The sequence below is a fragment of the Rhizobium sp. BR 315 genome (genome assembly GCF_050577975.1).
Classification (GTDB): Bacteria; Pseudomonadota; Alphaproteobacteria; order Rhizobiales; family Rhizobiaceae; genus Rhizobium; species Rhizobium miluonense.
Genome location: NZ_JARWKZ010000001.1, coordinates 414011 through 438007, shown reverse-complemented (window position 1 = coordinate 438007; position 23997 = coordinate 414011). Strand labels below are relative to the sequence as shown.

Below are 23997 nucleotides of genomic sequence, written 5' to 3'. Positions count from 1 at the left end.
CGTCAGCCGGCCACGATTAGACCTTTGGCCTTCAATACGGGTTCAAGTTTGCTAACTTCTATCACCGTCTTACCTTGCTTATAGGCTTCGATATAACCTGCTTCGGCATCTTCACGGGCCTGCGAAAGCCGAGCTACCTCTTGCGCTTCCTCCCTGCGAACGACAACGAGACCATCCGCGTCTCCGACGACGATATCGCCTGGATTGATGATCTCTCCGCCGACGATGATCTGATCGTTGACCGCCGCGATCGTCTCCTTGACCGTGCCTTTAATGCAGACGCTGAGCGAGAAGACTGGAAACCCGAGCTCTCTCAACTGAAGCGTGTCGCGGACGCCAGTATCGGTCACCAATCCGCCGATGCCCTTGGCAAGGCACGCATTGCCCAGAACATCGCCGAATGAGCCCGCTTCCTCGTATTCGCCGGCGGACACGACGATGATGTCGCCCGGCTTGGCGTAGTTTATCGCAAGCTGCAGCATGATGTTGTCGCGCGGCGCGCACTTCACCGTGAACGCCGGCCCGCAAAGCTTCATGCGATAGTCCACGGGCTTCAGGCGCGAGGAAAGTGCGCCGCGGCGACCCTGGGCCTCATGGATCGTTGCAGGAGAGAATTTGGAGAGCGCATCGATGTCTGCTTTGCTCGGTCGCTCGGTGATATCTTTGATGTGGGTCATGGAAACTTCTCATGGTTAGGCCGGCGGCGCGCATACCGCCGCCGGAAATCAACAACGTTGTTCGGATGGATAATTGATCTGGCGCTGGAATGCGGCGTTAGGGAATTGGGTCGAATTTCAATTCCGAGATCGGTACGACCTTTTCGTTACGCGTCATTTTGTATTCGGTGTTCGGACCGAGCCATTTTTCCCAGATCTTGTTGATCTCGCCTGCGTCGTCGAGCTTGTGCAGGACTGCGTTGATCTTTGCGGTCAGCGCAGGCTGGTCCTTTTGCATGCCGATACCGACGGGCTCCAAAAGCATGGGCTCATCGATCATGCGCATTTGCTTGCCCTTCGTCTTCGACTCGTTGACAAGCAGCGTCGTCGTCATCGTATTGGCCACCAGGCCGCGCGCCTTTCCCTGTTGAACGGCAAGATAAGCGGACCCGGTATCCTGGAAGGTCAGCGGATCGGATTTGTTGAGCTTGATCGCCAGCTCTGAGGTCGAGCCCTTGGTCGAGGCAAGACGTTTGCCTTCGAAATCGGCCTTCTTCTTACCGGTGTCATCGGCGGGAACAATGAGCATTTCCTTGGCAACATAATAGGGATCGCTGAACTGGATCTGCTCAGCGCGGCTCAGCGTGTAAGCAAGGTTGGCGACAGTGATGTCGACGCGGCCAAGCTTGACCTCGGGAACGCGCGCTTCGACCGAGATCGGCTTGATCTCGGCTTTCACGCCAAGTTCGTTTGCAATCGCCTTGCATAGATCGACGTCAAACCCAACCATTTCGCGGGTCTTCGGATCAGGTGAGGAGAACGGCGGCACGTCGGCATAGGTCGCGCAGCGGAGTGTCTTTGCCGACATGATCGTATCGAGCTGATCTGCCTTGGCCGGCAGGGCAATGGCGACGCCGGAAAGCGCCAATGTCACGGTGAAGCATTTCCAGTTCATAGCTGTTCTCCTTGGTATTGATTTAAAATGCTTAGTGGCGCAGATCGGAAAGAAAGCGCTGCGCTCTGGGATGACGTGGATTTTTGAAGAACTCCTCCGGGGGAGCAGTCTCCAGAATCTCGCCGGCGTCGATGAACCAAATCCGGTCGGCGACATCGCGGGCAAAGCCCATTTCATGCGTGACACAGAGCATGGTCATTCCTTCGGCTGCCAGGCTTTTCATGACGCTGAGCACTTCGCCCACCATTTCGGGGTCAAGTGCGCTCGTCGGTTCGTCGAAGAGCATGACGGGCGGCTCCATGGCGAGCGCACGGGCGATTGCCACGCGTTGCTGCTGACCACCGGAAAGCTGACCGGGATAGGAATTCGCCTTGTCGGCAAGACCAACGCGATGAAGCAGTGCAATGGCTTTCTCGCGCGCCACCTTTGCTGATACGCCCTTGACCCGGATCGGCGACATGGAAACGTTGTCGACAACCGACAAATGGGGAAACAGGTTGAAATTCTGAAAAACGAACCCGATCCGGCTGCGCAGCCGATTGAGCTCGGCAGCGCCCATCGGGGCATGAATATTCTTTCCTTCGAAGCTTATCGAACCGCTATTGATCTCCTCCAGCCGGTTGACCGTGCGGATCAGGGTTGACTTGCCGGAACCGGACGGCCCGCAAATAACGACCACCTCGCCGCGGCTGACATCGGCATTGATGTTGTTCAACACCGGGTAATGACCGTAACTCTTGCAGACGTCTAGAAGACGTATCTCCTGAGCGTCCTGCTGCCCGAAAACTGGGATGCTCATAGCTGCTCCGTAAAAGTTTTGAGGGGAACGACATCCGTGCGAAGGCGAGCTTTGCTTGGCCCTGCACGTCGGCGAGCAATTCGCTTTTCAACGCTGTTGGCGATGTAGGTCAGGCTCCAGCAAAGGAGATAGTAGACCACGGCGAGGATGAAGAAGACCTGGAAAGGCTGCGAGAGAAGTTGGTTGTTCACCTGGCTTGCCGCAAAGGTCAGATCCGGCACATTGATGACGTAACCGAGCGTTGTGTCCTTGATCGTCGAGACGAAAGTCGAGATCATGCTGGGGATCATATTGTAGAGCGCCTGCGGCAAGATCACGAAGCGCATCGCTCCGATGTAACTGTGGCCGAGAGCCCGGGCGGCGTCCATTTGCCCTTGACCGAGTGAAACGATGCCCGCCCGTACGACCTCGCTGAGAAACGCCCCTTCATAAATCACGAGCGTTACCAGCATGATCAGGAAGCTCGGCACATCAGCGCCGGTCCAAAGCGGAACGAGAAAGTAGGACCAAAGGATCAACATCAGAAGCGGAACGCCGCGTGTGAGGTAGACCAGGCCGGTTACCGGCCATCTCAGAACCGCCCATTTGGAAAGGCGCGCCATGGCGAGCAGGATACTGACAGGGAATGCGAGCAAGATCGCGAGTACAGAAAGGATAAGCGTATTGGCAAGGCCACCCAGAGGGCCGTTGGGATACTGGCCGATGAGCAACAGAAGCCAATAATCATGGATGATTTTGATGATGTCTTGGATCACTCGCGCGCCCTCCGCACCGGATCCGAGCGCACGGAGAGATACGCACCCAAAGCCATGATGATGAGCGAGAAGAACAGATAAATCACGGTGCCGATCAGATAGATTTCAAAAGTGCGGAAACTGACGTTGTCGATTTCCTTTATCGCATGCGTAAGCTCAGACGCACCGACGACAATGGCGAGACTGCTGTTTTTGAAAAGAGACACACTGTGATTGATCAGCGGCGGCAGCGCATTACGCAGGCCCTGCGGCATGATCACGAAACGCATTGCCGAGAGATAGCCATGCCCGAGCGCTTTGGCAGCCTCCATCTGGCCGGGACTGACGGAGCGCAAGCCGGACCGCAAGTCCTCGCTGAAATAGGCTGCCTGGCACAATCCAAGTCCGATGACCGCGAATATGGCTTCGGCATTATGGTTGGCGAGCCAGTCGGTGATGCCTTGCGGCATCAACGAATAGATCCCGAAATACCATAGCATGAGCTGCACAAGCGTCGGAACATTGCGGTGATAGGAGACGTAAGCTTTTACGATGGGGTCGCCAACACGAAGTGGCGACATCCGAAGTGCAAAAAGCAAGATGGCGAGCGTCATGGCAAGCAGCCAGGAGCCGAGATAGATGACAAAAGTCATCTCGATGCCCTGCAGGAGCATCGCCCGATAGTCCGGATTGGTCAGGATGGCGGAAAGATCGAACCCGCTCACCGCTTCGCACCTTCCGCATCATATGTGGCGGCAGGCGTCTCAGGTTTCGCCGTCTGCAGGCCGCCCATCACCTGCAATGTCGGGGTGATCTCCATGTGGCCGATATTGACCGCGACTGGCGCTGAAATCGCAAAGGCGATCGCATCGGCGATATCGGTGGCCTGTGGCAGCTCAAATCCATCGATGAAGCGTTCGCGCACACTGGGGTCACTGCCATGGACGTGGTTGAAAATATCGGTGGCGACGCGGCCAGGGCAGATTTCGGTTACGCGGACGCGCTTGCCGAATGCGTCGATGCGCAGCTGGTTCGACAGCATCGCAACGCCGGCCTTGACGGCATGATAGGTAGAGTTGCCGCCGAAATTGTAGTTACCGGCAATCGAGGAGATGTTGATGACATGTCCGCGGTCGCGGGCCACCATTCCGGGCACGATCAGACGGCAGATGTGCAGAACGGCGCGGAGATTGACGTCGATGAGGAGATCGATGTCCTCTTCGTCCGCCTGGAGGAATTTCTTCGGCCGGTCGACGCCGGCATTGTTCACAAGAATGTCGAACTGAACGCGGCTTGCGAGATCGGCGATGGCTGCACGATCCGTCACGTCGACAACGTGCGCGATGCATCCTGTACGCTCGGCCAATTCCTGCAAGGCACCAGCGCTGCGGGCGATCGCATGCACTTCGATGTCCTCGCGGCAAAGCCGCTCCACTACCGCAGCACCGATACCGGATGAAGCGCCGGTGACCAGCGCGGTCTTGTAGTCGGAGAATGGCATTCTGATCCCCTTTTTGTTGGTGTGGACATTAGCGGAGCTTCAACTGCTTGCCTAAGACCGATTACTTTTGGAGTAATAAGCAAGTTTTATGGAGGCTGGTCGGCCACGAGCGCGCGGGCTTTTACTGCGGGCGATTGCACCTTTTTTGCAAAAGTCCGCATGGCTTTCCGACATCGGCCCTCGTTGCAAAACGGATGCGCGTCTGCAAACATGCGCCGCAAAGACAGAACAGCGCCGAATGCCATGGATATCAGACGCTTCAAATCCTTCATCGCCATCGTCGATAGCGGCAGCATTACGCGGGCTGCCGATATCCTGCACCTGGCCCAGCCGGCACTGAGCCAGCAATTGGCGGCGCTCGAGGAGCATTTCGGTCAGAAGCTCCTGATCCGAAGCCAGCAGGGCGTCAGCATGACCGATGCCGGACACGCGGTCTACCGGCACGCGCAGATCATTCTCCGTCAGATGGAACAGGCACAGGCAGATGCTGCGGCGGCCGGCAATTCGCTTGCGGGGCGCGTTTCAGTCGGCCTTGTGCCTTTCAGCAGCGCCGCCACGCTTTCCGTCGATCTCCTGGCGGAGACAAGGAAGAGGCACCCAGGGATTCTCCTTCATCTGACTGAGAGCGTCGGTCAGACCTATAGCCAGATGATCATGAACGGCCGGCTGGAAATGGCGCTGATCCACGGTATCGGACCGATCAAGGGCGTAAGGTTCGAACCGATCCTCAGAGAGGAATTCTACTTCGTTGCCCATCGCAATTTGGCAATCGATTCGGACCCGAAGCCCCTGCCGGTCAGCGCGCTGGATGGCATGCCTATGTTGTTGCCTCCGGCTTACAATTTCGTACGCCGGGCCGTCGATGCCGCCTTCACGCGCAGCCGGATCAATCTCAAGGTCGTGGCCGAAGTCGAAATCGTGCGAACCCTGGCGCGCGCAGTCGGCGCCGGACTTGGTGCCACCATCATGCCAAAGGCGATCGCCGATCGCATCGTATCGGAATCGAGCGACCCTCTCGTCTGCCGGCTCGTCTCGCCGCGGATCGAGGAAACGCTTTCGCTTTGCACGTCCGATCAGAATTCACTGTCGGAGCCGGCATTTGCCGTCAAGGACATCCTCGTCGAACTGACCGAGCAGCTGAAATTCTAGGGTTCTGGAGTGTTCTCGACGCCCGCCGGTCCGCAAATCGGGCCGGCGGGCGCGGTCATCTGTCAACGCATATCGTGGCAGAACTGGGCGATACGGGCGCAGCCCTCGCCAAGCATTTCCATGCTTGTTGCATAGGAGATGCGGAAATAGGGGCTCATCCCATAGGCGGCACCCTGTACCGTAGCAACGTGGTGCTCATCCACGAGCGCCATGACGAAATCGACGTCCGTCTCGATCTTGCATCCACCCTTGGTGGTCTTACCGATCAGGCCGGACATATTGGGATAGATGTAGAAGGCGCCCTCGGGCTTGTGGCAGCGCAATCCTTCAATCTTCGACAACTGCTCGAGAACGAAATCACGCCTTTCCCTGTAGATCGCCGCCCGCTCCTTCAGAAGATCCTGCGGACCATCCAGCGCAGCAATCGCCGCCGCCTGCGTCACCGTCGTGATGCCGCCGCTGTTCTGACCGTTAACGTTGCTGATAGCGGCGATCAATTCCTTCGATCCGCTGGCGCAATATCCCAAGCGCCAGCCCGTCATGGCATAGGCCTTGGAGACGCCGTTCATCGTCAGGACGCGATCATAAAGCCTGGGTTCGGCATCGGCGATCGTGCAGAATTCGAACCCGTCATAGACCAGGTGCTCATAGATATCGTCGGTCAGGATCCAGACATGCGGATGGCGCAACATGACTTCAGCGATCGCGGCCATTTCCGCGCGCGAGCAGGCTGCACCCGTCGGATTGCTCGGGAAGTTCAGGATAAGCCACTTGGTACGCGGCGTAATCGCGGCTTCAAGGTCCTCGGGACGCAGCTTGAATCCAGCCTGCTCGAAGCAAGAGACGGCGACTGGGACGCCGCCGGCAAATTTGACGATGTCGGCGTAGCTGACCCACGACGGCGTGGGAATGACGACCTCGTCACCGGGATTGCAGGTGGCAAGCATCGCATTGAAGATCACCTGCTTGCCGCCGCCTGAAACGACGATCTGGCTTGCATCGTAATCGAGGTTGTTGTCGCGCTTGAACTTTCTGCTGATCGCAGCCTTCAGCGCCGGCGTGCCGTCCATCGGCGGATATTTGGTATCGCCGGCGAGCGCTGCAGCATGAGCTGCCTCGATCGCATGACCGGGCGTCGGGAAGTCCGGCTCCCCGGACGAAAGGCTGACGACCTTGATGCCCTTGGCGGCCAGTTCCCTGGCGCGCTGCGTCATGGCGGCGGAAGCGGATATGGAAACATTCTTGAGGCGATTGGCTATGGAAGGCATTGGCGTCATCTTTCGGTGGAAATGGAAAATTTGGTTGCCCGGGACAATCAGGATGCAAGCTCGGCTGCAGCCGCAAGCGTGGCGCCGGAAGCCTCGATTTCGCTGCGGATGATCCGGGCAAGCTCCAGCGAACCGGGTGTATCACTGTGCACTAGGATCGACCTGGCAGGCATTTCAAGCGTGGTGCCATCGATGGCCTCGACGGTACCGTCTGTCAGGAAACGACGTACCCGCGCCCGGACCGCAGCCTCGTCCTTGACCAGCGCGCCCGGCACGCCGCGGGCGACGAGCTTGCCGCCGGCATCATAGGCGCGGTCGGCCAGAAATAGCGCCAGCGTCTTAAGTTTCGCGCGCTTTGCCGCCTTTTCGATTTCGCTGCCGGCTGTCACGAATATCGCGAGACGCGGATCCACAGTGGAAATCGCATCCATCATCAGATCGGCGAGCACGGCATCACGATCGACCATGTTGCCCATGGCCGCATGAAAGCTGAAATGTCCAACAGTCATGCCTTCGCTTTTGGCGATCGCGATCAATGCGCCGAGCTGGTAAAGCATCTGCTGTCGAAGTTCATCCGGCTGGAACGGCATCTCGCGCCGGCCGAACCCGGAGCGATCCGGCAGGCCCGGATGTGCGCCGATCCCCACGCCGTATTCCTTCGCGAGACGCACCATGCGCGCCATCGTGTCCGGATCACCGCCATGAAAACCGCAGGCGATGTTGGCCGACGAAACGATCTTCATCATCGCTTCGTCATCGCACAGCCGATAAGGACCGAAACCTTCGCCCATGTCGGAATTCAGATCGATCTTCACCGCATCCTCCTCTTCACCTATTCACTTGCCGCTAGGTCATCGCTTTCAAAGCGCGCTTGACCATTTGCGAGGTCTTCCTGACATCCTCAACATAGCGGGCAACAGCCTGTTCAATCGCGCGGGCCTCGGCGTGCGTGGAGCGCACAAATCGCAACCGGCTCCCGATCCGAGCCTGGCCGAGCCGCCACAGATCGCATTCGATGACACCGGCGATCTTGGGATAACCGCCCGCAGTGTTGGCATCGCTCATTTGAATGATCGGCTCGCCGCTGGGCGGGACCTGGATCACGCCGGGCACCACGCCATGGGAGCGCATCTCGACCGTCGCTGTCGGTTTGATCGGTTCGCCGGACAGACGATAACCGGTGCGGTCGCTGCTCGACGATATCCTCCAGGTCTGGCTCCAGAAAGCCTCGCCATCGGCGGCGAACAGCTCATGTTCGCCAGCGGCTATCGCGCGGATCGGCAGCGCGCCGTCGATGGGACCCGGGAAGGCATCACGCAGAGCTACAGCCGGCTCGATGACCGCAATGCCGCTTGCCGGCGGGGGGAGCACATCAGAAGGCGTGCCGAATTCAATTCTATCGCCCTTGATGAGCGGCCGACCGGCATTTCCGCCAAAGCCGCCACGCAGGGAAGTGCTACGCGAGCCCATGAGGATCGGGACATCCAGCCCTCCACGAAACACGATATAGGCGCGGGCCAATCTCGGCGGCTGTCGGAGCTCCAGGATCTGACCCGGCTCGGCGACATGGATACACCATGGAAGCAGTTCCCGACCGCCGAGCATCGGATGGCCGTCCGTACCCGTGACGCCAAAGACGCCACCGGTCTCGAACCGCAGTTTGAACGGAAAGGTCTGAACCTCTATTGCGGCCGCGTCGTCGTCATTGCCGACGAGGATATTGCCGATCTTCACCGCAAGGGGATCCATCGCGCCACTGGCTGAGACGCCGATATCGCGATAGCCGGGACGGCCGAGATCCTGGACGGTGTTGAATGGGCCTGTTTCGACGATCTCGATCATAGCTCGATCCTTGCCGGCAGAAAGCGCACGGTATCGCCGGGTGCCATCAGGGCCGGCGTCGCAGAGGTCGGATCGAACATCTGCAGTTCCGCATGGCCGAGGGAATTCCACCCGTTCGGACCCGTCAGCATCGCAACGCCTGTCTGCATTCCGCCGATCGTCACGCTGCCCTTCTCCATCCGCAATGAAGGAACGGTCTTGCGAGGCATGTAGATGCGCGGATCGAGCCCGTGCAGGTAGCCGAAACCGGGGGCACTTCCCAATGCAAAGACGCGATAACTTGCCTCGTGGTGAATGCGCACCACCTCGCGGTCGCTCAATCCGCAAAAGTCGCAGATAGCAGGAAGATCGATTGCATAAGCGCCGCCGTAGTGAACGGGGATTTCGATGATCTTCCCCGCCAGGTCGAGGCTTTCAGCATTGTTCCATGCTTCGAGGAGCCGGCCCGCAACGATTTCAGGATCATCTGGCGTCTCCTTGAAGATCGCCAGGAGATTGGTCATGCCGGGGATCACTTCCGCGATATCAGCCCAACCCTTTACCCTTTGCGCCAGGGCCCAAATCCATCGCTGCGCAGGGAGATCGAATTCACCCGGCGCTTCGAGCAGGAAGGATCTAGCTCCGATGCAGGAAACTCGTGCCCGGCCCTTTGCAGCGGGAACGATTTCGCGCGACGACGCGAGAGTGTTCGATGTTGCAATCATGATATCGGCTCGATTTCGAACAGGGGATCACCAAATCCGGTGAGCGCATCGGGCTCCACCAATAGCTTGGTCAGCAAGCCGGACCGGCCGGCAAGGATGGGAAGCAGAACGGAATCGATGCGGATGAAGCCGATCACGTCCTCGCCGGTAACAGTGCGAGGCAGGCGCTCGACTTCATCGGAACCCGAAGTGTGCAACGGATAGAAATGACCTGCCATCGGCGCTTTGACCGTTGTCGCCGGCGTCACGGCTAAGCCCGGCTGCGCGTTTCCCGTGAGACTGATTTGGGCGCCCGCCTCCTTCGAAACCACGATGCGCAGATTGCCGTCGGGTCTCGAGATTTCCAGACCGTCCACGCCTGCTGCTGTCAATGCATCGGCCAGGAATGCGATGGTCGTTAGATCGGTGAAGTCGATCGCGCTCATGCCGCCCTCCGATGCTTGAGCCACTGCTCCAGATAGTGGATGTCCGTCCCACCGCGGACGAAGCCTTCGTCGTCGAACAATGCGCGCAGCAATGGCAGGTTGGTGGAAATCCCTTCTATTCGGGTGGCGGCAAGCGCGTCGCGCATTTCTGCCATCGCTTCCGCACGATTGGGCGCGTGGACGATGAGCTTGGCGATCAGCGAGTCATAATAGGGCGAAACCCGATAGCCGGCATGGATATGGGTATCGACGCGGATGCCCGGCCCTTCCGGCAGGGCAAGATCGGAGATCGTGCCTGCCGAAGGCAGGAAGCTTTCGGGATCCTCGGCATTGATACGGCATTCGAACGAGTGGCCGGTACAGGTCACATCGCCCTGCGCCGTTTCCAGGGTAAGTCCTTGAGCGACCTGTATCTGTGCCTGAACAATATCGATGCCGCTGGTCATCTCGGTCACGGGATGCTCGACCTGCAGGCGTGTGTTCATTTCGATGAAATAGAACGCGCCATTCTCGTAAAGGAACTCGAAAGTCCCGACACCACGATAGCCGATTTGCCTGCAAGCTTCGACGCAGGCCATACTGACGGGTTTGATCGTTTCTGAGGGAATCCCAGGTGCCGGCGCCTCCTCGACGACCTTCTGATGCCGGCGCTGCATGGAACAATCGCGATGCCCAAGCCAGATGGCGTTGCCGTGGATATCGCAGAGCACCTGAATCTCAATATGGCGTGGATGTTGGAGGAACTTCTCCATGTAGAGCGCTGGAGAACCGAAAGCCTGACGGGCCTCCTCACGCGTCAAAGCGATGGCCTCGTGCAGTTGGCCTGCCTCGGGAACCACTCGCATCCCTCTTCCGCCTCCGCCGCCTGCGGCCTTTATGATCACGGGATAGCCGATCTCCTGCGCAATGCGTTCGACGGAAGCCGGATCATCCGGAAGCGACGTGTCTGGGCCGGGCACACAAGGTACACCGGCAAGGATCATCGCCCGTTTTGCCGCTATCTTGTCGCCCATGGTCGCAATCGAGGAAGCTTCAGGACCAATGAAAACAAGGCCAGCCTTCTCGACGGCTTCAGAGAAAGCGGCGTTCTCCGACAGAAACCCGTAGCCGGGATGGACCGCACCAGCTCCAGTCAAATGTGCAGCAAGCAAGATCGCATCCTGATTGAGATAACTGCTGGCTGCATTCGAGGGTCCGATGCATAGAAAGCTGTCGGCTGTCTTGCCATAGGGCGCCTGCTTGTCCGCTTCGGAGCAGATCGCGACCGTCTTCAGGCCAAGTTCGCGGCAGGCACGCTGAATTCGTGCAGCAATCTCGCCCCGATTGGCAATCAGAACCGTATCGAAACGCCGTGCCGCCAGGTCTGCCTTGTCGAGAGGTTCCACCATCACGCGATCTCCGCGAGCATGTCGCCCGTCTCGACTTCGCCGCCATCCACGTCGGTAAGGCGCATAATGCGACCGGCCTGCGGCGCGGCGACCTTGTTGAAGACCTTCATCGCTTCGATGATGAAAAGGGTCTGCCCTTCCTCCACCACATCGCCGATCTTAACGAAAGGTGCCTGCCCCGGCGCCGGTGCGCGATGCAGGACGCCGAAGATCGGCGCCTTTACGGTGATGATCGAAGCCTGGGTATCTGCCGAGGCGTCGCGACTGCATTTGGCAGGACTAGCTGGCGACCTCTCGAGCGCTTTCGCCGAAGCGATCGGAGCAGCCTTACCCGGCGTACAGAAAATTCGAACTGTAACGTCTTTTTCCGTTACCGTAAGTTCGGTAACGTTCGATCGTCCAACAAAATCGATCAGCGTTTTTATCTTCGACAGGTCCATGCGAGCACTCGGTATTTCGGAGTACCTCGCGCAATCCAATTCATGACGACTGCGTTTGGCTGACTTTCTCCGTACACGATGACTCTCGCGATGGGGTCAGAAGAACTTTTGATGACGCAGGTCAGCAGCCGATGGGATAGCTGAGCCCAAAAGGGTCTTGGTCGATTTCTGCCGACCAGAATCGGGCTCTTCAATTGCTGGGCCACCTTTCAGGGGCGCAGCGAATTGAAGTTTGATGTCATAGGCTCTTCCGTCCCCCCGGTTCCGGTGAGCAGCTCGAAGCGGCAGGCCTCGATCAGCCTGCGTTGCCGCCATCTGCAAGCGGAACGAACAGACCGAGCTTCACGTCTCGCAATACGACGTTCGTATGCATGCGCCGGATCTGAGGATTCTCCGCCATGATCACGGCGGCAATGTCGTCATAGTGCTCGACATCCCGAGCGGTGACGATCGCGACAAGGTCGACGGCACCTGTGACATAGTAGACTTGCTGGATATGATCCTGCTTTTCTGCCCAAAGGCGAAACTTGGCAAGAGCATCGTAGTTGTCCCGCTCGATCTCCATGCCGACGATGAACACCATCGGGGTGCCGGTCGCCTTGCGGTCCACGACCGCGATTTCCGCCCTGATGATACCGTCTTCGCGCAGCCGCTTCAGGCGCCGTTGCACAGCGGATGTCGAAAGGCCGACCTCCTCGGCTATCGCCTCGGCAGTGAGCTGACAATTTCGCTGGACGATATCGAGAATATCGCGATCAAAACGATCCAGATTTTCCATCCCCATTCCTCTGACCGGCTGGCGAAATTACGTGACGACATCTCTATTCTATCATAAAAGATGCAAATGGAATACATTTTTGCGTTTTTTATGCAAAATAATCTGAAATTGCGCGCAAATTCCGCTCTTCTTCGCGATATTCTCCGCAAATTGTTTTCTAGTGGAATTGGGTATGACAGAGCTGTCCTCCCAGGCGCTCTGTGTGGAAGATCTTCACAAGAGCTTTGGGTCACAACAGGTTCTCAAGGGCGTTTCAACCACGGCCAATCAAGGGGACGTGATTTCGATCATCGGCTCGTCCGGGTCCGGAAAGAGCACGTTTCTGCGTTGCATAAACCTGCTTGAGATGCCCGATCGAGGACGGATCGTTGTCAACGGTGAGGAGGTCGCCCTGAGGCGGGGATGCCAGGGACAGATGCAGCCGAAGAGTTGGCGGCAGATCGAGCGGATGCGCAGCGGGCTGGGAATGGTGTTCCAGAGCTTCAATCTCTGGGCGCACATGACCGTTCTTGAAAACATCATCGAGGCGCCGGTGCATGTCTTGGGCGTCCCCCGTCGCGAGGCAATCGAGAAGGCACAGGCTCTTCTTGGCAAGGTCGGTCTCTACGACAAGCGCGATGCCTATCCGGCCTTTCTTTCCGGAGGTCAGCAGCAGAGAGCAGCGATTGCTCGCGCGCTTTGCATCGATCCGGCCGTGATGCTTTTCGACGAGCCGACATCGGCGCTCGACCCTGAACTGGTCGGTGAAGTGCTCAAGGTCATCCGCGACCTCGCCGAGGAAGGCCGAACCATGCTGCTGGTCACGCATGAGATGCGCTTTGCCCGCGATGTCTCGAACCATGTTCTCTTCTTGCATCAGGGACGCATCGAGGAGGAAGGGCCGCCCGCGCAGGTCTTTGACGCTCCGCTCAGCACTCGCTGCCGTGAATTCACCGGCATGCTGTCGGCCTGATCCTCCCTCCATTCACAGACAACAACCCCAGGAGAACCCTTATATGAGACTAATTTCCACTTTGCTTGCCGGGCTTGCCTTCACGCTCTCTTCCATGACGGCACAGGCAGAAGTTCGTTTCGGCATCATGAACGAATCCTATCCGCCATTCTTCGCCAAGGACGCTTCCGGCAAGTGGCAAGGTTGGGAAATCGATATGATGAATGCCGTTTGCGAGCAGATGAAGGAAAAGTGCTCGATCGTTGAACTCTCCTGGGATGGCCTCATCCCGGCACTTCAGAGCAAGAAGTTCGATGTGATCTGGTCATCGATGTCGAATACCGCCGAGCGCTCGAAAGTCATCGATTTCACCGACAAATATTACAATACGCCCAGCACGCTGATCGGCCCGAAGGACCAGAAGCCCGGCGCGACCGCAGACGATGTCAAGGGCAAAACCATCGGCATCCAAGTATCGACCATTCAGTCGGAATACTACAAGAAGTACTTTGCCAAGGTCGCGGAAGAGAAGACCTACCAGACGCTCGACGAGGCGTTTCAGGATCTTGCCGCTGGTCGCATCGACTATGTCTTTGGTGATTCACTTGCTCTCGATGCCTTCCTGAAAAGCGATGGCGGCAAGGATTGCTGCGCTAAGATGGGCGACGTGGCCGACGACAAGGAAATCCTCGGAGCGGGCGTTTCCGGCGGCCTTCGCAAGGAAGACACCGAGCTCAAGGCAAAGCTCAACGCAGCGATCACCGCGGTGCGCGCCAGCGGCAAATACGACGAAATCAGCAAGAAGTATTTCAATTTCGATATCTACGGCGCCAAGTAAGAAATCGCGACGATGGCGATCTCCCAACAAGGCATTCTGGACCTGCTCTCCCCCTATCCGCCGGGATGGGGTGGAGTGCTCTTGACCGGAGCCGCCTCCACGGTCGCCATCTCCGCCGGCGCTTTTCTGATAGGTCTTCTGCTTGGTACGGGCGGTGCACTGGGCAAGCTTTCCGGCATTAGGCCGCTCCGCCTTCTGCTCGAACTCTACACCACCGCGATCCGCGCCATCCCTGAGTTGATCTTGATCGTCGGGCTCTATTATGCGGGGACGGATGGCCTCAATCGGCTCCTTGCCGCGCTCAATCTGCCGGCGTTCGAATTGAACGGCTTTGCGGTCGCAGTCGCCGTGCTCGGTTTCGTTCAGGGCGCTTATATGACGGAAGTGCTGCGCGGGGCGATCCTTGCGATCCCGATTGGCCAGATCGAGGCGGCAAAGGCTTTCGGCATGGGGCCGCGTCTGCGTTTCCGCCGCATCATCCTTCCCGCCCTGTTGCCAAACGCCCTACCGGGCCTCGCCAATCTATGGATGTCGGTCACCAAGGACAGCGCTCTCGTCGCCGTCGTCGGCTATCAGGAACTGGCTCTCGCCACGCGTCTCGCCGGCGCGAGCACCAAGCACTACTTCATCTTTTTCCTGGCATCCGCCCTCATCTATCTCGCTCTCACACTCGTCTCTAATGCCATGTTTAATCTGGTCGAGCGTCGGGTACGGCGCGGCCAACCGAAGCCTGCGTGAGGAGTGTTGACATGACCTTCTCATGGATAACCTCCTATTGGCCGCTTCTGTTGACGGGAGCCGTGCAAACGCTGTCGCTGCTTGCGATTTCGGTCGTCTTCGGTTTCATCATCGCAATCGGCCTTGCCTTCGCCCAGGTCAGCGGCGGCCCGTTTCTGCGAACTCTTGCTCGCGGCTATTGCACTTTCTTCCGAGGCACGCCGCTGCTGATACAGCTCTGGCTGCTCTATTACGGTGTCGGTTCTTTTTTGCCGATGATCCCTGGTATCCGTCAGAGCCTGTTCTGGCCGATCTTGCGCGAGGGCTTCTTCTTTGCAGCCGTCAGCTTCACGCTGAACTACGCAGCTTACGAGGCGGAGGTTTTGCGTGGCGCATTGCTTGCCGTCCCGAAAGGCGAGCTGGAGGCAGGCCGCGCATTCGGCATGCGACCGTTCACGCTGATCAGGCGCATCTGGCTGCCGCGTGCCATTCGCATCGCATTGCCGACGATCGGCGGCGAAATCGTCATGCAGCTGAAGGCGACACCGCTCGCCTTCACCGTCACGGTGATGGATCTCTACGCCGTTGCCACCAAGGTGCGCCAGGACACGCTGCTCGTCTACGAGCCGCTGATCGTCGTCACCGTCTTCTATCTCATTCTCACCGCCATCGTCGCACGAGCCTTCCGCTTTCTGGAAGCGCAGGTGCCGGCGCGGCGTTAATCACAGCACGAAGGGGAGATCAGACCTCTCCGCAGATCCGAACTATTCTGGAGATCCCATTCATGAGCAAACTTTTGATCCTCGATGGCGGCATGAGCCGCGAGCTCCTACGGCTCGGAGCCGAACTGAAGCAGCCGGAATGGTCGGCCCTCGCCCTGATCAATTCGCCCGATATTGTCCGAAAGGTTCATGACGAATTTATCGCCGCCGGCTCTGACGTCATTACGACGAATAGCTATGCACTGGTACCGTTCCATATTGGCGAGGCGCGATTCCGGAAGGAAGGGGCTGCCCTGATCGCACGCTCGGGGCAGTTGGCCCGCGACGCTGCTGATGCGTGCAAGGATCGGAAGGTTCTGGTCGCCGGTTCGCTGCCACCCATCTTCGGTTCCTACGAGCCGCAGAATTTCGATCCGTCGCGGGTGCAGGACTATCTCAAGGTCCTGGTGGAAAACCTCGATCCCTATGTCGATGTCTGGCTCGGCGAAACCCTTAGCCTGATTGCCGAAGGGCAAGCCGTTCGCACCGCCGTCGCCGAAACCGACAAGCCATTCTGGATCTCCTTCACGCTGGCGGATGATGCTGCGCAAAAGAATGGCGCCTCTCGCAAGCTCCGCTCCGGCGAGTCCGTCGAGGATGCGGCTCTATGGGCCGCCTCGTCCGCCGCCGACGCACTCCTGTTCAATTGCAGCAAGCCGGAAGTCATGCGGGAGGCCGTCGATACAGCAGCGGAGGTTTTCAAGCGGGGCGGCTACGATCTACAGATCGGCGTCTATGCCAATGCCTTCGAGGGAGAACAAGGCGAGTCCGCCGCCAACGAAGGCCTTCATGCAACCCGACAGGATCTGAACGACGACGCCTATTCACGCTTCGCCTGCTCATGGGTCGATGCTGGCGCGACGATGGTCGGCGGTTGCTGCGGGATTGGCGCTGGGCATATTCATCGGTTGAAGAAGGCTCTCCTGCGTCCTCAAGGAGCGTAGGAGAGCCTCGCACAAACACCGGTCCGGAAGGCGGTTGACCCCAAGGATGGTTCTTTGGGACCCGAACGATCAGGCAGCCTTGGAGGCGGCACCCGCAGTCCTGTAGGCTATCAGATCCTCGATCGTGATAAGATGAAGGCCATGCCGCTCGGCGAAGGTTTCGAGTTCGGGCAGACGGGCCATGGTGCCGTCGTCGTTCGCCACTTCGCAGATGACACCAGAAGGCGAAAGGCCGGCGAGCCTGGCAAGATCCACGGCCGCTTCCGTATGCCCGGGGCGAGACAAAACGCCATTTGGATGCGCGCGAAGAGGAAAGATATGACCGGGCCGGGCAAACTCTTCCGGGCGCGAGCCATCCCTGACCAGAGCCTGAACCGTCGCCGCCCTGTCGGCGGCGGATATTCCGGTCGTGGTTCCCGGGATGTAGTCGACTGAAACGGTGAAGGCGGTCTTCAGGACTTCCGTGTTGCGCGGCACCATCAACGGGATGTCGAGTTCGTCAAGCCTTTCACCTTCCATCGGAACGCAGATCAGACCACGCGCGTGGTTCATCATGAATGCGATCGCCTGTGGTGTGACCGCTTCCGAGGCAATCACGAGATCGCCTTCGTTTTCGCGGTCGCGATCATCGACAACAACCACGATCTCGCCCCGCGCAATCGCTGCGATCGCATCTTCAATTTTCGAAATTGCCATTTTCCTGCCTTTCAAGGGTTGCCGTTCAGAACGGCGCACATGGCCTGTCAAAGCCACCATTTTCCCTTGGGCGAACAAGCATGTGAACGCCACCACGAAGCAGCATCTCCTGCGTTGCCCTCTTCCATCCGGACTATGACCGTCGGCTCCGGCATCTCACCGGATCTGCTGACCCTTCGCAGATTGCGAAGGCGCTCGCGGGCTCCGAGTTGCCTCGATACCGCCGGTGGGGAATTACACCCCGCCCTGAGAACATCTCTAAGATAGATGAGGATCATCTCGTTCCGCAAGAGGTTGATGGACCTTCGGCTTTCGAGAATTCGGCTTTCCGTGTGAAAACACAGTTCCTCTTTGTTGAACGAAGCTAGGACATGATCAAACCACCATCGACATTGATGGTCTGTCCAGTGATATAGGCCGCATCGTTGCTGGCAAGAAAAGTGACGAGACCTGCGACGTCTTCACCCGACCCGGCCCGTTTCATCGGAATGCCTTCGACCCATTCCTTCATAAGCTCGCCGGGACCGTAATTACCCAGCAGCCTGCCCCATGCCTGGTCGTTATAGGCCCACATGTCGGTTTCGATGATGCCGGGGCAAAAGGCGTTCACGGTAATGCCCTCGATCGCAACTTCTTTCGCAAGGCTCTGGGTAATGCCGACGACGCCCATCTTCGATGCCGCATAATGCGGCGTGTAGATGAAGCCATCACGCGCCTGGCCGGAGGCTGTATTGATGATGCGGCCACCGCGACCATGCTTGCGCATGCGGGCAATTGCCTCCTGGGCACAGAGGAAGACGCCCTTGGTATTGACGGCCATGACTTTGTCCCATTCGCCCTCTGTCATATCCTCGACGCGGGCAATGGTGATGACGCCGGCATTCTGAATAGAAACATCGATGGCGCCGAACGCCGTCTCGGCAGCCTCATAGAGACCCTGCACGCTGGTCTTGTCCGTCACGTCGCCGACGAAAGAAATCGCCTTTCCGCCATCGGCCCTGATCTGCTCGGCGACCGCATGGACGGAATCCTCGTTGGCGGAGACCACAAGATTGGCACCCTCTCGCGCAAACCGTTTGGCGATCGCAGCGCCGATGCCGCGGCTCGCGCCGGTGATGACGACGGTCTTGTTTTCGAAGCGTTGCATTCCCTGTTCCTTTTGCGGCTACGGCCAGGCGGGCGCGGTTCAAGGGCCGATCATCCTGCCTGCTATTTGCGACTTCAAACGGCGGCCAAGATGATCTCGGCGAACTCCGATGCCTTCAGGGACGCCCCTCCGACCAGAGCGCCATCGACGTTGGAAACGCCGAAGATCACCTTTGCGTTCGACACCTTGACCGAACCTCCATAGAGGATCCTGACACGATACCCGTCTTCCCCCAGCCGCTCTTCGAGCGTCTGCCGGATGGATGAATGCACCTCCTCGATCTGTTCGAGGCTCGGAACCAGTCCGGTTCCGATCGCCCAAACCGGTTCGTAGGCGATTGCCATGTTCGAACTGGTCGCCGTGTCGGGAGTTGATCCTTCGAGCTGGGCGCGAACGACATCGATCGCTCTTCCCTCATCCCGTTCTGCACGCGTCTCCCCGATACAAATGATGCTCGTCAGACCTGCCTTGTGGACCGCGGCGGCCTTGCCCGCGACTGCGGCATCCATTTCCTTGTAGGCGGAGCGGCGTTCGGAATGCCCGAGGATCACGAAGCGCGCGCCGATTTCGGCGAGCATCTCTGCGGAGACGTCTCCAGTGTAGGCACCTGAGGTCTGCGCATGGCAATCCTGTGCGCCGACGGCGATCGCCGCGCCTTTGGTACACTCAACGGCCTTCTCGACTAGCGTGAAGGGCGGGCAGACGACGATGTCGGGCGCCGCCTCGCCTGTTAGTCCCTTCAGCGCCTCGATCTCAGCCAGGGAGGAAGCGAGACCGTTCATTTTCCAGTTGCCTACGATCAGCTTGCGCATGACATCACCAGCAGCAGAAGCCTCCGTCGACGAGCAGATCGACGCCCGTCACGAAGCTTGCGGCATTGGATAGCAGGAAGACGGCGGGACCGACCATCTCGTCGACACCAGCCATGCGCTGCATCGGCGTCTGCTCCTCAAAGAGCTTCGTCTGATGGACCATTTCCGGACGCGTGTTCATCGGCGTCGCCGTATATCCCGGCGAGATGGTGTTGACGCGGATCCCACGGCCGACCCACTCCATCGCCAGCGATTTCGACATATGGATCACGCCGGCCTTGGAAGCGTTGTAATGCGCCTGGCTGAGGCCGCGATTTACGATCACGCCCGACATGGAGGCGATGTTGACGATCGATCCGCGTCCATTTTTCAACATGGCGCGTGCTTCCGCCTGGCAGGACAGGAAGACGCCTTTCAGGTTGATGTCCATCAACGTCTGGTATTGGTCCTCCTCCATCTCCTCCGCGGGGTTGGCGTTGGCGATACCGGCGGCGTTGACGGCAAGTGTCAGCGCACCGAGTTCCGCCTCGGTGCGTGCAACCGCCTCCTCGAGAGAAGACCTGCTGGTGACGTCAGCCGCAATCTGGATGGAGCGACGGCCGGCCGTCTTGATATGCAAGGCCGTATTCGCCAGGCCATCGTCCGAGCGACGATCAAGAAGCGCGACCTCGGCTCCACACTGCGCGAGGCCGATTGCGATACGCTGCCCAATTCCGCTTCCAGCTCCGGTCACGAGGGCGACCTCTCCGCTGAGATCGAAAAGCCTCGGGGCATTTAGAGTGATGTCGGACACCGCTCTTCCTTTCTGTTTGTCTAGATTGTCGCCAGTTCCATGACCGAGACGTCGTTGGCCTCGTCACGGTTCAAAATACCTGCCTGCTTGCCCTGGGCGAGCACCAGAATGCGGTTCGACACGCCGAGAACCTCCTCGAGATCGGAGCTGACGACAATGACCGCCACCCCCTGTTTCGCGAGGTTTACGATGATGTCGTAGATGCTCGCGCGGGCGCCGACGTCGATGCCTCGGGTCGGTTCGTCGAGCACCACGACCTTGGGATCACGCATCAGCCACTTTGCGATGACGACCTTTTGCTGGTTGCCGCCCGACAGGTCCGAGGCAAATTGCTCGGCGCGACCTTTGACGCCGAACCTCGCCACCGCCTTCTCGGCGAAGGCACGCTTGACGCGCGAGGTGATCCAGCGCCCGCCGAGCTTGTCGAGATTGGCGTAGATGATGTTCTCGCTGATGCGATGGCCGACGACGAGGCCCTGCTCCTTGCGGTCCTCGGGCACCATCACGATGCCCTTTGCGATCGCATCCGCCGGATCGCGAAGCTTGAGTTCCTCGCCTTCCAGCTTGATCGAGCCAGCGCTGATCGGATCGGCACCGGCAATAGCGCGGACAAGTTCCGTGCGGCCGGCACCAACCAGTCCGGCGATGCCGAGGATTTCACCTGCACGAACGTCGAACGTCACGTCCCGGAAGGAGTCGTCAGGCGAAGTCAGTGCGCTGACCTGCAGCACCGGACGATTAGTCGGCTCCGGAAGAGCCGGGAACATCCGGTCCAGCGAGCGGCCGACCATGCTCTCGACGATCGTGCGAACGGGTGTCGCACTGTCGGCAAACTCCTGGACGCGCTCGCCGTCGCGCAGAACGACGATGCGATCGGTGATCTGCCTGATCTCCTCCATGCGATGGGAAATGTAGATGATGCCGACGCCTTCGGAGCGAAGCTTCCTCACCTGCTCGAACAAGGCTTCCGTCTCCGCACCGCCGAGTGCGGCAGTCGGTTCGTCGAGGATCAGCAGCTTGGCATTGAGCGCCAGCGCCTTGGCGATTTCGATGAGCTGTTGATTGGCTGTCGACAGGCCCGCAACCTTGCGCGTCGCCGGAATATGCAGGTTCAGGCGAGCGAGCTGCTCCTGCGCACGCCGGACCATCTGGGGGCGATCAACGGCCCCATTCTTCATCGGCCATCGCCCGATGAAGACATTCTCGGCAATCGAAAGATGTGGCAGGAGCTGCAATTCCTGATGGATCAGGACGACGCCCTTGTCGATCGCGTCGCGCGGAGTGGCCGGGGCATAAGGCTGCCCCAGCCATGTCATCGTTCCTTCGGAGGGCGTGCGTGACCCAGCGACAATGCCCGACAACGTGGACTTGCCGGCCCCGTTCTCGCCGAGAAGCGCGACCACTTCACCGGGATAGACATCCAGGCTGACATTCTTCAGCACCTGAAGCGATCCATAGCGCTTGGATATGCTCCTCAGGGAAAGAACGGGCTCGGTCACGGCACACCTCCTCAAGATTTCGGCACGATTACGGATGGTTGGCGATGAAGCCGGCCACGTTTTCCTTGGTCGTCAGCGTGGCGTCCATGAGCTGCACTGGAGCCACCTTCTCACCAGCAACCAGCTTGACGGCATTGGCGACCGCGTCGCGGCCCATTTTCTGCGTCTGCTGTGTCGCGGTGACGTCGAAGACACCCTTGCTCAGCGCTTCCAGAGCGGCCGTATCGCCATCGAAGCCGCCGACCACGATCTTCTGGGATGGGTTTGCAACCTTGATCGCCTGTGCGGCGCCAAGTGCAAGCGCATCTGCCTGAGCAAACACGATCGATACATCCTGGTTTGCTTGCAGCATGTTCTGCATGATCTGGAAACCCTCGTCCTGGGCCCAGATGTTGGAATATTGCTCGGCAACCACCTTCACGCCGGGATTGGCCTTCAACGATTCAGCGCAGCCCTTGCTGCGGTCAACTTCGGGCGTAGTGCCCTTCTGGCCGTGGATGATCACCATCTTGCCCTTGCCGCCGGCTTGCTTGAGAATGTGGTCGCAAACGGCCTTGGCGGATGCGACGGAATCCGTGGCAAGGAAGGTGTCGCCCGGCGCGCCCTCGGCGTTACGGTCGACATTCACGACTGGAACGCCGGCATTCTTGGCGAGCTTGACGGGGACACTCGCGGCCGCTGCGCCCGCGGGGATGTAGATCAAGGCGTCGATGTTCTGGGTCAAAAGGTCCTGGATCTGGTTGACCTGGGTCGGACCGTCGCCCTTGGCATCCACGGTCACCACCTGGATGCCGCGCTTCTTGGCTTCATCCTCGACGGACTGCTTGATCTGGTTGAAGAAGTTTGCCTGCAGGTTTGCGACGGCAAGACCGATCTTCTTGGCCTCTTTCGCTTGAACGGAACCCAGCGACATCGCCAGCACGGCGGCCGAGGCCAGAAGAATACGCGCAAGTTTCATTTTATTTCCTCCTTTTTGCAGTGAACCCTTGGGTACATCCTCCCCCTCGGGCAGGTGATCCGCTCCAAACCTTTCGGAGAGGACCTGGTGGAGGTCCGCCAGGCGGACCTGAATGTCAGGCCCGCCGCCTGCGGATCGTTTCAGCACCGACCGCAAGCACGATGACGATGCCGATGATGACCTGCTGCAGGAATGGCGAGACGTTGAGCAAGTTAAGGCCGTTGCGCAGGACGCCGATGATCAAGACACCGATGAGCGTGCCGCCGATACCGCCGGATCCACCCGACAGCGAGGTTCCCCCGATGACGACGGCCGCAATCGTGTCGAGTTCGTATCCAAAGCCGCTGGACGGCTGAACAGAGTCTAGACGCGCCGCCAGCACGATACCGGCCAGACCGGCAAGCACCGCGCTTGCGACATAGACGGCGATTGTCACGAGCTGGACATTGATGCCGGCCAGGCGAGCAACTTCCGGATTGCCGCCCACGGCATAGAGCATACGACCCTCAGAGCGAAAATGCAGGAACACCCAAGCCACGGCGACAACCGCCAGCATCAGGAAGACCGTCGCCGTCAGCACGCCGAAATGGCGATCGATCGCAAGCATCATGAACCAATCGGGGAATCCGACGATCTGCTGTCCGTCCGTGATCATGTTTGCGACGCCGCGTGCTGCTGACATCATCGCCAATGTCGCGATGAAGGCCGGAACCCGGAACAAGGTGACGAGAAGTCCGACGATCAGCCCGCTGACCGCGGAGGCGACCAGCGCCACGGCAATCCCCGTGACAAGCGGCAGACCGGCGATATTTGCCGTCCAGCCCATGACCATCATGGCGAGCGCGAGGACCGACCCTACTGAAAGGTCGATGCCGCCAATCAAGATGACGAAGGTCATGCCCACGGCCATGATCCCGAGCACGGTGATCTGGTCGAGAATGTTGAGGCCGTTGCGGAGCGAAAGAAACGCATCAGTGCTGAAGCTCAGGAAAACACAAAGGGCCAGCAATCCGACGAGCGGTCCGGTAGCGCCGGCGAGCTTGCTCAACCATGTCACGGATGGACGGCTCTGTTCATTGACGTCGATCGCCACCATCATTCCTCCCTGGAGCCCGAGGCCAGCAGCCAATGTCTGGGCACTGATTTTTCAAGATAGAATATTTATTCACATATGCTGGAAAATTCATTACCAACTCGCTTTGATGCTGTCAACCGGGTCTTTTCACCCTGTTTTGGCAACAAGTCGCCTATAGGGGCTTGAC

General features: G+C 59.1%; 27 protein-coding genes and 1 riboswitch. Of the genes, 6 read left to right on the top strand and 21 right to left on the bottom strand.

Annotated features, from left to right (window positions below; all coding sequences use genetic code 11):
* Window positions 1–2 precede the first annotated feature (2 nt).
* The 6 genes from QD409_RS02085 to QD409_RS02060 form a co-directional block, all read right to left on the bottom strand.
* Window positions 3–677: a 4-carboxy-4-hydroxy-2-oxoadipate aldolase/oxaloacetate decarboxylase gene (locus QD409_RS02085; protein WP_430761782.1), complete on the bottom strand. Its 675-nt coding sequence runs from the start codon at window positions 675–677 to the stop codon at window positions 3–5.
* Window positions 678–774: 97 nt separating this feature from the next.
* Window positions 775–1611 (bottom strand): ABC transporter substrate-binding protein, encoded by an 837-nt coding sequence (locus QD409_RS02080; RefSeq protein WP_430761781.1) that lies wholly within the window; start codon window positions 1609–1611, stop codon window positions 775–777.
* 31 nt (window positions 1612–1642) lie between these two features.
* Window positions 1643–2410, bottom strand: coding sequence for an amino acid ABC transporter ATP-binding protein (locus tag QD409_RS02075; protein WP_092843940.1), 768 nt, complete (start codon window positions 2408–2410; stop codon window positions 1643–1645).
* The gene (locus tag QD409_RS02070) at window positions 2407–3165 is read right to left on the bottom strand and encodes an amino acid ABC transporter permease (RefSeq protein ID WP_430761780.1); all 759 of its coding nucleotides are present in this window, start codon (window positions 3163–3165) and stop codon (window positions 2407–2409) included. Before QD409_RS02070 ends, QD409_RS02075 begins: the two co-directional genes overlap by 4 nt.
* A complete protein-coding gene (locus QD409_RS02065) occupies window positions 3162–3869 on the bottom strand; it encodes an amino acid ABC transporter permease (RefSeq protein ID WP_430761779.1) in 708 nt (235 codons plus the stop codon). The genes QD409_RS02070 and QD409_RS02065 overlap by 4 nt, the downstream gene beginning before the upstream one ends.
* Window positions 3866–4645 (bottom strand): SDR family oxidoreductase, encoded by a 780-nt coding sequence (locus QD409_RS02060; RefSeq protein WP_430761778.1) that lies wholly within the window; start codon window positions 4643–4645, stop codon window positions 3866–3868. Before QD409_RS02060 ends, QD409_RS02065 begins: the two co-directional genes overlap by 4 nt.
* Window positions 4646–4888: 243 nt before the next feature.
* On the opposite strand from QD409_RS02060, the gene nac reads away from it, so the two are divergent.
* A complete protein-coding gene (gene nac, locus QD409_RS02055) occupies window positions 4889–5794 on the top strand; it encodes a nitrogen assimilation transcriptional regulator NAC (RefSeq protein WP_430761777.1) in 906 nt (301 codons plus the stop codon).
* Between the two features lie 62 nt (window positions 5795–5856).
* Here the strand turns inward: nac and QD409_RS02050 are convergent, their stop codons facing one another.
* From QD409_RS02050 to QD409_RS02015, 8 genes are all read right to left on the bottom strand, one after another.
* Window positions 5857–7062 (bottom strand): pyridoxal phosphate-dependent aminotransferase, encoded by a 1206-nt coding sequence (locus QD409_RS02050; RefSeq protein ID WP_430761776.1) that lies wholly within the window; start codon window positions 7060–7062, stop codon window positions 5857–5859.
* A gap of 47 nt (window positions 7063–7109) precedes the next feature.
* Complete coding sequence (locus QD409_RS02045; RefSeq protein WP_430761775.1) at window positions 7110–7877, bottom strand: 5-oxoprolinase subunit PxpA; 768 nt, start codon at window positions 7875–7877, stop codon at window positions 7110–7112.
* Between the two features lie 31 nt (window positions 7878–7908).
* Window positions 7909–8904, bottom strand: coding sequence for a biotin-dependent carboxyltransferase family protein (locus QD409_RS02040; RefSeq protein WP_430761774.1), 996 nt, complete (start codon window positions 8902–8904; stop codon window positions 7909–7911).
* Complete coding sequence (gene pxpB, locus QD409_RS02035; RefSeq protein WP_430761773.1) at window positions 8901–9608, bottom strand: 5-oxoprolinase subunit PxpB; 708 nt, start codon at window positions 9606–9608, stop codon at window positions 8901–8903. The genes QD409_RS02040 and pxpB overlap by 4 nt, the downstream gene beginning before the upstream one ends.
* Window positions 9605–10033, bottom strand: a complete 429-nt coding sequence (locus QD409_RS02030) for an acetyl-CoA carboxylase (protein WP_430761772.1) — start codon at window positions 10031–10033, stop codon at window positions 9605–9607. Before QD409_RS02030 ends, pxpB begins: the two co-directional genes overlap by 4 nt.
* Window positions 10030–11421, bottom strand: coding sequence for an acetyl-CoA carboxylase biotin carboxylase subunit (locus tag QD409_RS02025; protein WP_430761771.1), 1392 nt, complete (start codon window positions 11419–11421; stop codon window positions 10030–10032). Before QD409_RS02025 ends, QD409_RS02030 begins: the two co-directional genes overlap by 4 nt.
* Entirely contained in the window at window positions 11421–11861 is a 441-nt protein-coding gene (locus QD409_RS02020) for an acetyl-CoA carboxylase biotin carboxyl carrier protein (protein WP_430761770.1), read from the bottom strand. The genes QD409_RS02025 and QD409_RS02020 overlap by 1 nt, the downstream gene beginning before the upstream one ends.
* 295 nt (window positions 11862–12156) lie before the next feature.
* On the bottom strand, window positions 12157–12639 hold the full coding sequence (locus tag QD409_RS02015; protein WP_092843951.1) for an Lrp/AsnC family transcriptional regulator: 483 nt from the start codon (window positions 12637–12639) through the stop codon (window positions 12157–12159).
* 172 nt (window positions 12640–12811) lie between these two features.
* Here QD409_RS02015 and QD409_RS02010 point away from each other — a divergent pair, with 172 nt between their 5' ends.
* The 5 genes from QD409_RS02010 (at window position 12812) to QD409_RS01990 (ending at window position 16830) form a co-directional block, all read left to right on the top strand.
* Entirely contained in the window at window positions 12812–13591 is a 780-nt protein-coding gene (locus QD409_RS02010) for an ABC transporter ATP-binding protein (RefSeq protein ID WP_430761769.1), read from the top strand.
* 43 nt (window positions 13592–13634) lie between these two features.
* Window positions 13635–14408 (top strand): transporter substrate-binding domain-containing protein, encoded by a 774-nt coding sequence (locus tag QD409_RS02005; protein WP_430761768.1) that lies wholly within the window; start codon window positions 13635–13637, stop codon window positions 14406–14408.
* A 12-nt stretch (window positions 14409–14420) separates the two neighbouring features.
* The gene (locus tag QD409_RS02000; RefSeq protein WP_430761767.1) at window positions 14421–15146 is read left to right on the top strand and encodes an ABC transporter permease; all 726 of its coding nucleotides are present in this window, start codon (window positions 14421–14423) and stop codon (window positions 15144–15146) included.
* An 11-nt stretch (window positions 15147–15157) separates the two neighbouring features.
* Window positions 15158–15847: an ABC transporter permease gene (locus tag QD409_RS01995; protein WP_430761766.1), complete on the top strand. Its 690-nt coding sequence runs from the start codon at window positions 15158–15160 to the stop codon at window positions 15845–15847.
* A gap of 62 nt (window positions 15848–15909) precedes the next feature.
* A complete protein-coding gene (locus QD409_RS01990; RefSeq protein WP_430761765.1) occupies window positions 15910–16830 on the top strand; it encodes a homocysteine S-methyltransferase family protein in 921 nt (306 codons plus the stop codon).
* 69 nt (window positions 16831–16899) lie between these two features.
* Here the strand turns inward: QD409_RS01990 and ribB are convergent, their stop codons facing one another.
* The 7 genes from ribB to QD409_RS01955 form a co-directional block, all read right to left on the bottom strand.
* Window positions 16900–17526, bottom strand: coding sequence for a 3,4-dihydroxy-2-butanone-4-phosphate synthase (ribB, locus tag QD409_RS01985; protein WP_430761764.1), 627 nt, complete (start codon window positions 17524–17526; stop codon window positions 16900–16902).
* Between the two features lie 112 nt (window positions 17527–17638).
* Window positions 17639–17784, bottom strand: a riboswitch (FMN riboswitch).
* A 106-nt stretch (window positions 17785–17890) separates the two neighbouring features.
* Complete coding sequence (locus tag QD409_RS01980; RefSeq protein ID WP_430761763.1) at window positions 17891–18673, bottom strand: SDR family oxidoreductase; 783 nt, start codon at window positions 18671–18673, stop codon at window positions 17891–17893.
* A gap of 74 nt (window positions 18674–18747) precedes the next feature.
* A complete protein-coding gene (tpiA, locus tag QD409_RS01975; RefSeq protein WP_430761762.1) occupies window positions 18748–19485 on the bottom strand; it encodes a triose-phosphate isomerase in 738 nt (245 codons plus the stop codon).
* Between the two features lie 4 nt (window positions 19486–19489).
* Window positions 19490–20278 (bottom strand): SDR family oxidoreductase, encoded by a 789-nt coding sequence (locus QD409_RS01970; RefSeq protein ID WP_430761761.1) that lies wholly within the window; start codon window positions 20276–20278, stop codon window positions 19490–19492.
* A gap of 20 nt (window positions 20279–20298) precedes the next feature.
* Window positions 20299–21777, bottom strand: coding sequence for a sugar ABC transporter ATP-binding protein (locus QD409_RS01965; protein WP_430761760.1), 1479 nt, complete (start codon window positions 21775–21777; stop codon window positions 20299–20301).
* Between the two features lie 28 nt (window positions 21778–21805).
* A complete protein-coding gene (locus QD409_RS01960; RefSeq protein WP_092843962.1) occupies window positions 21806–22735 on the bottom strand; it encodes a sugar ABC transporter substrate-binding protein in 930 nt (309 codons plus the stop codon).
* Window positions 22736–22850: 115 nt separating this feature from the next.
* Window positions 22851–23831, bottom strand: coding sequence for an ABC transporter permease (locus QD409_RS01955; RefSeq protein WP_430761759.1), 981 nt, complete (start codon window positions 23829–23831; stop codon window positions 22851–22853).
* Window positions 23832–23997 lie beyond the last annotated feature (166 nt).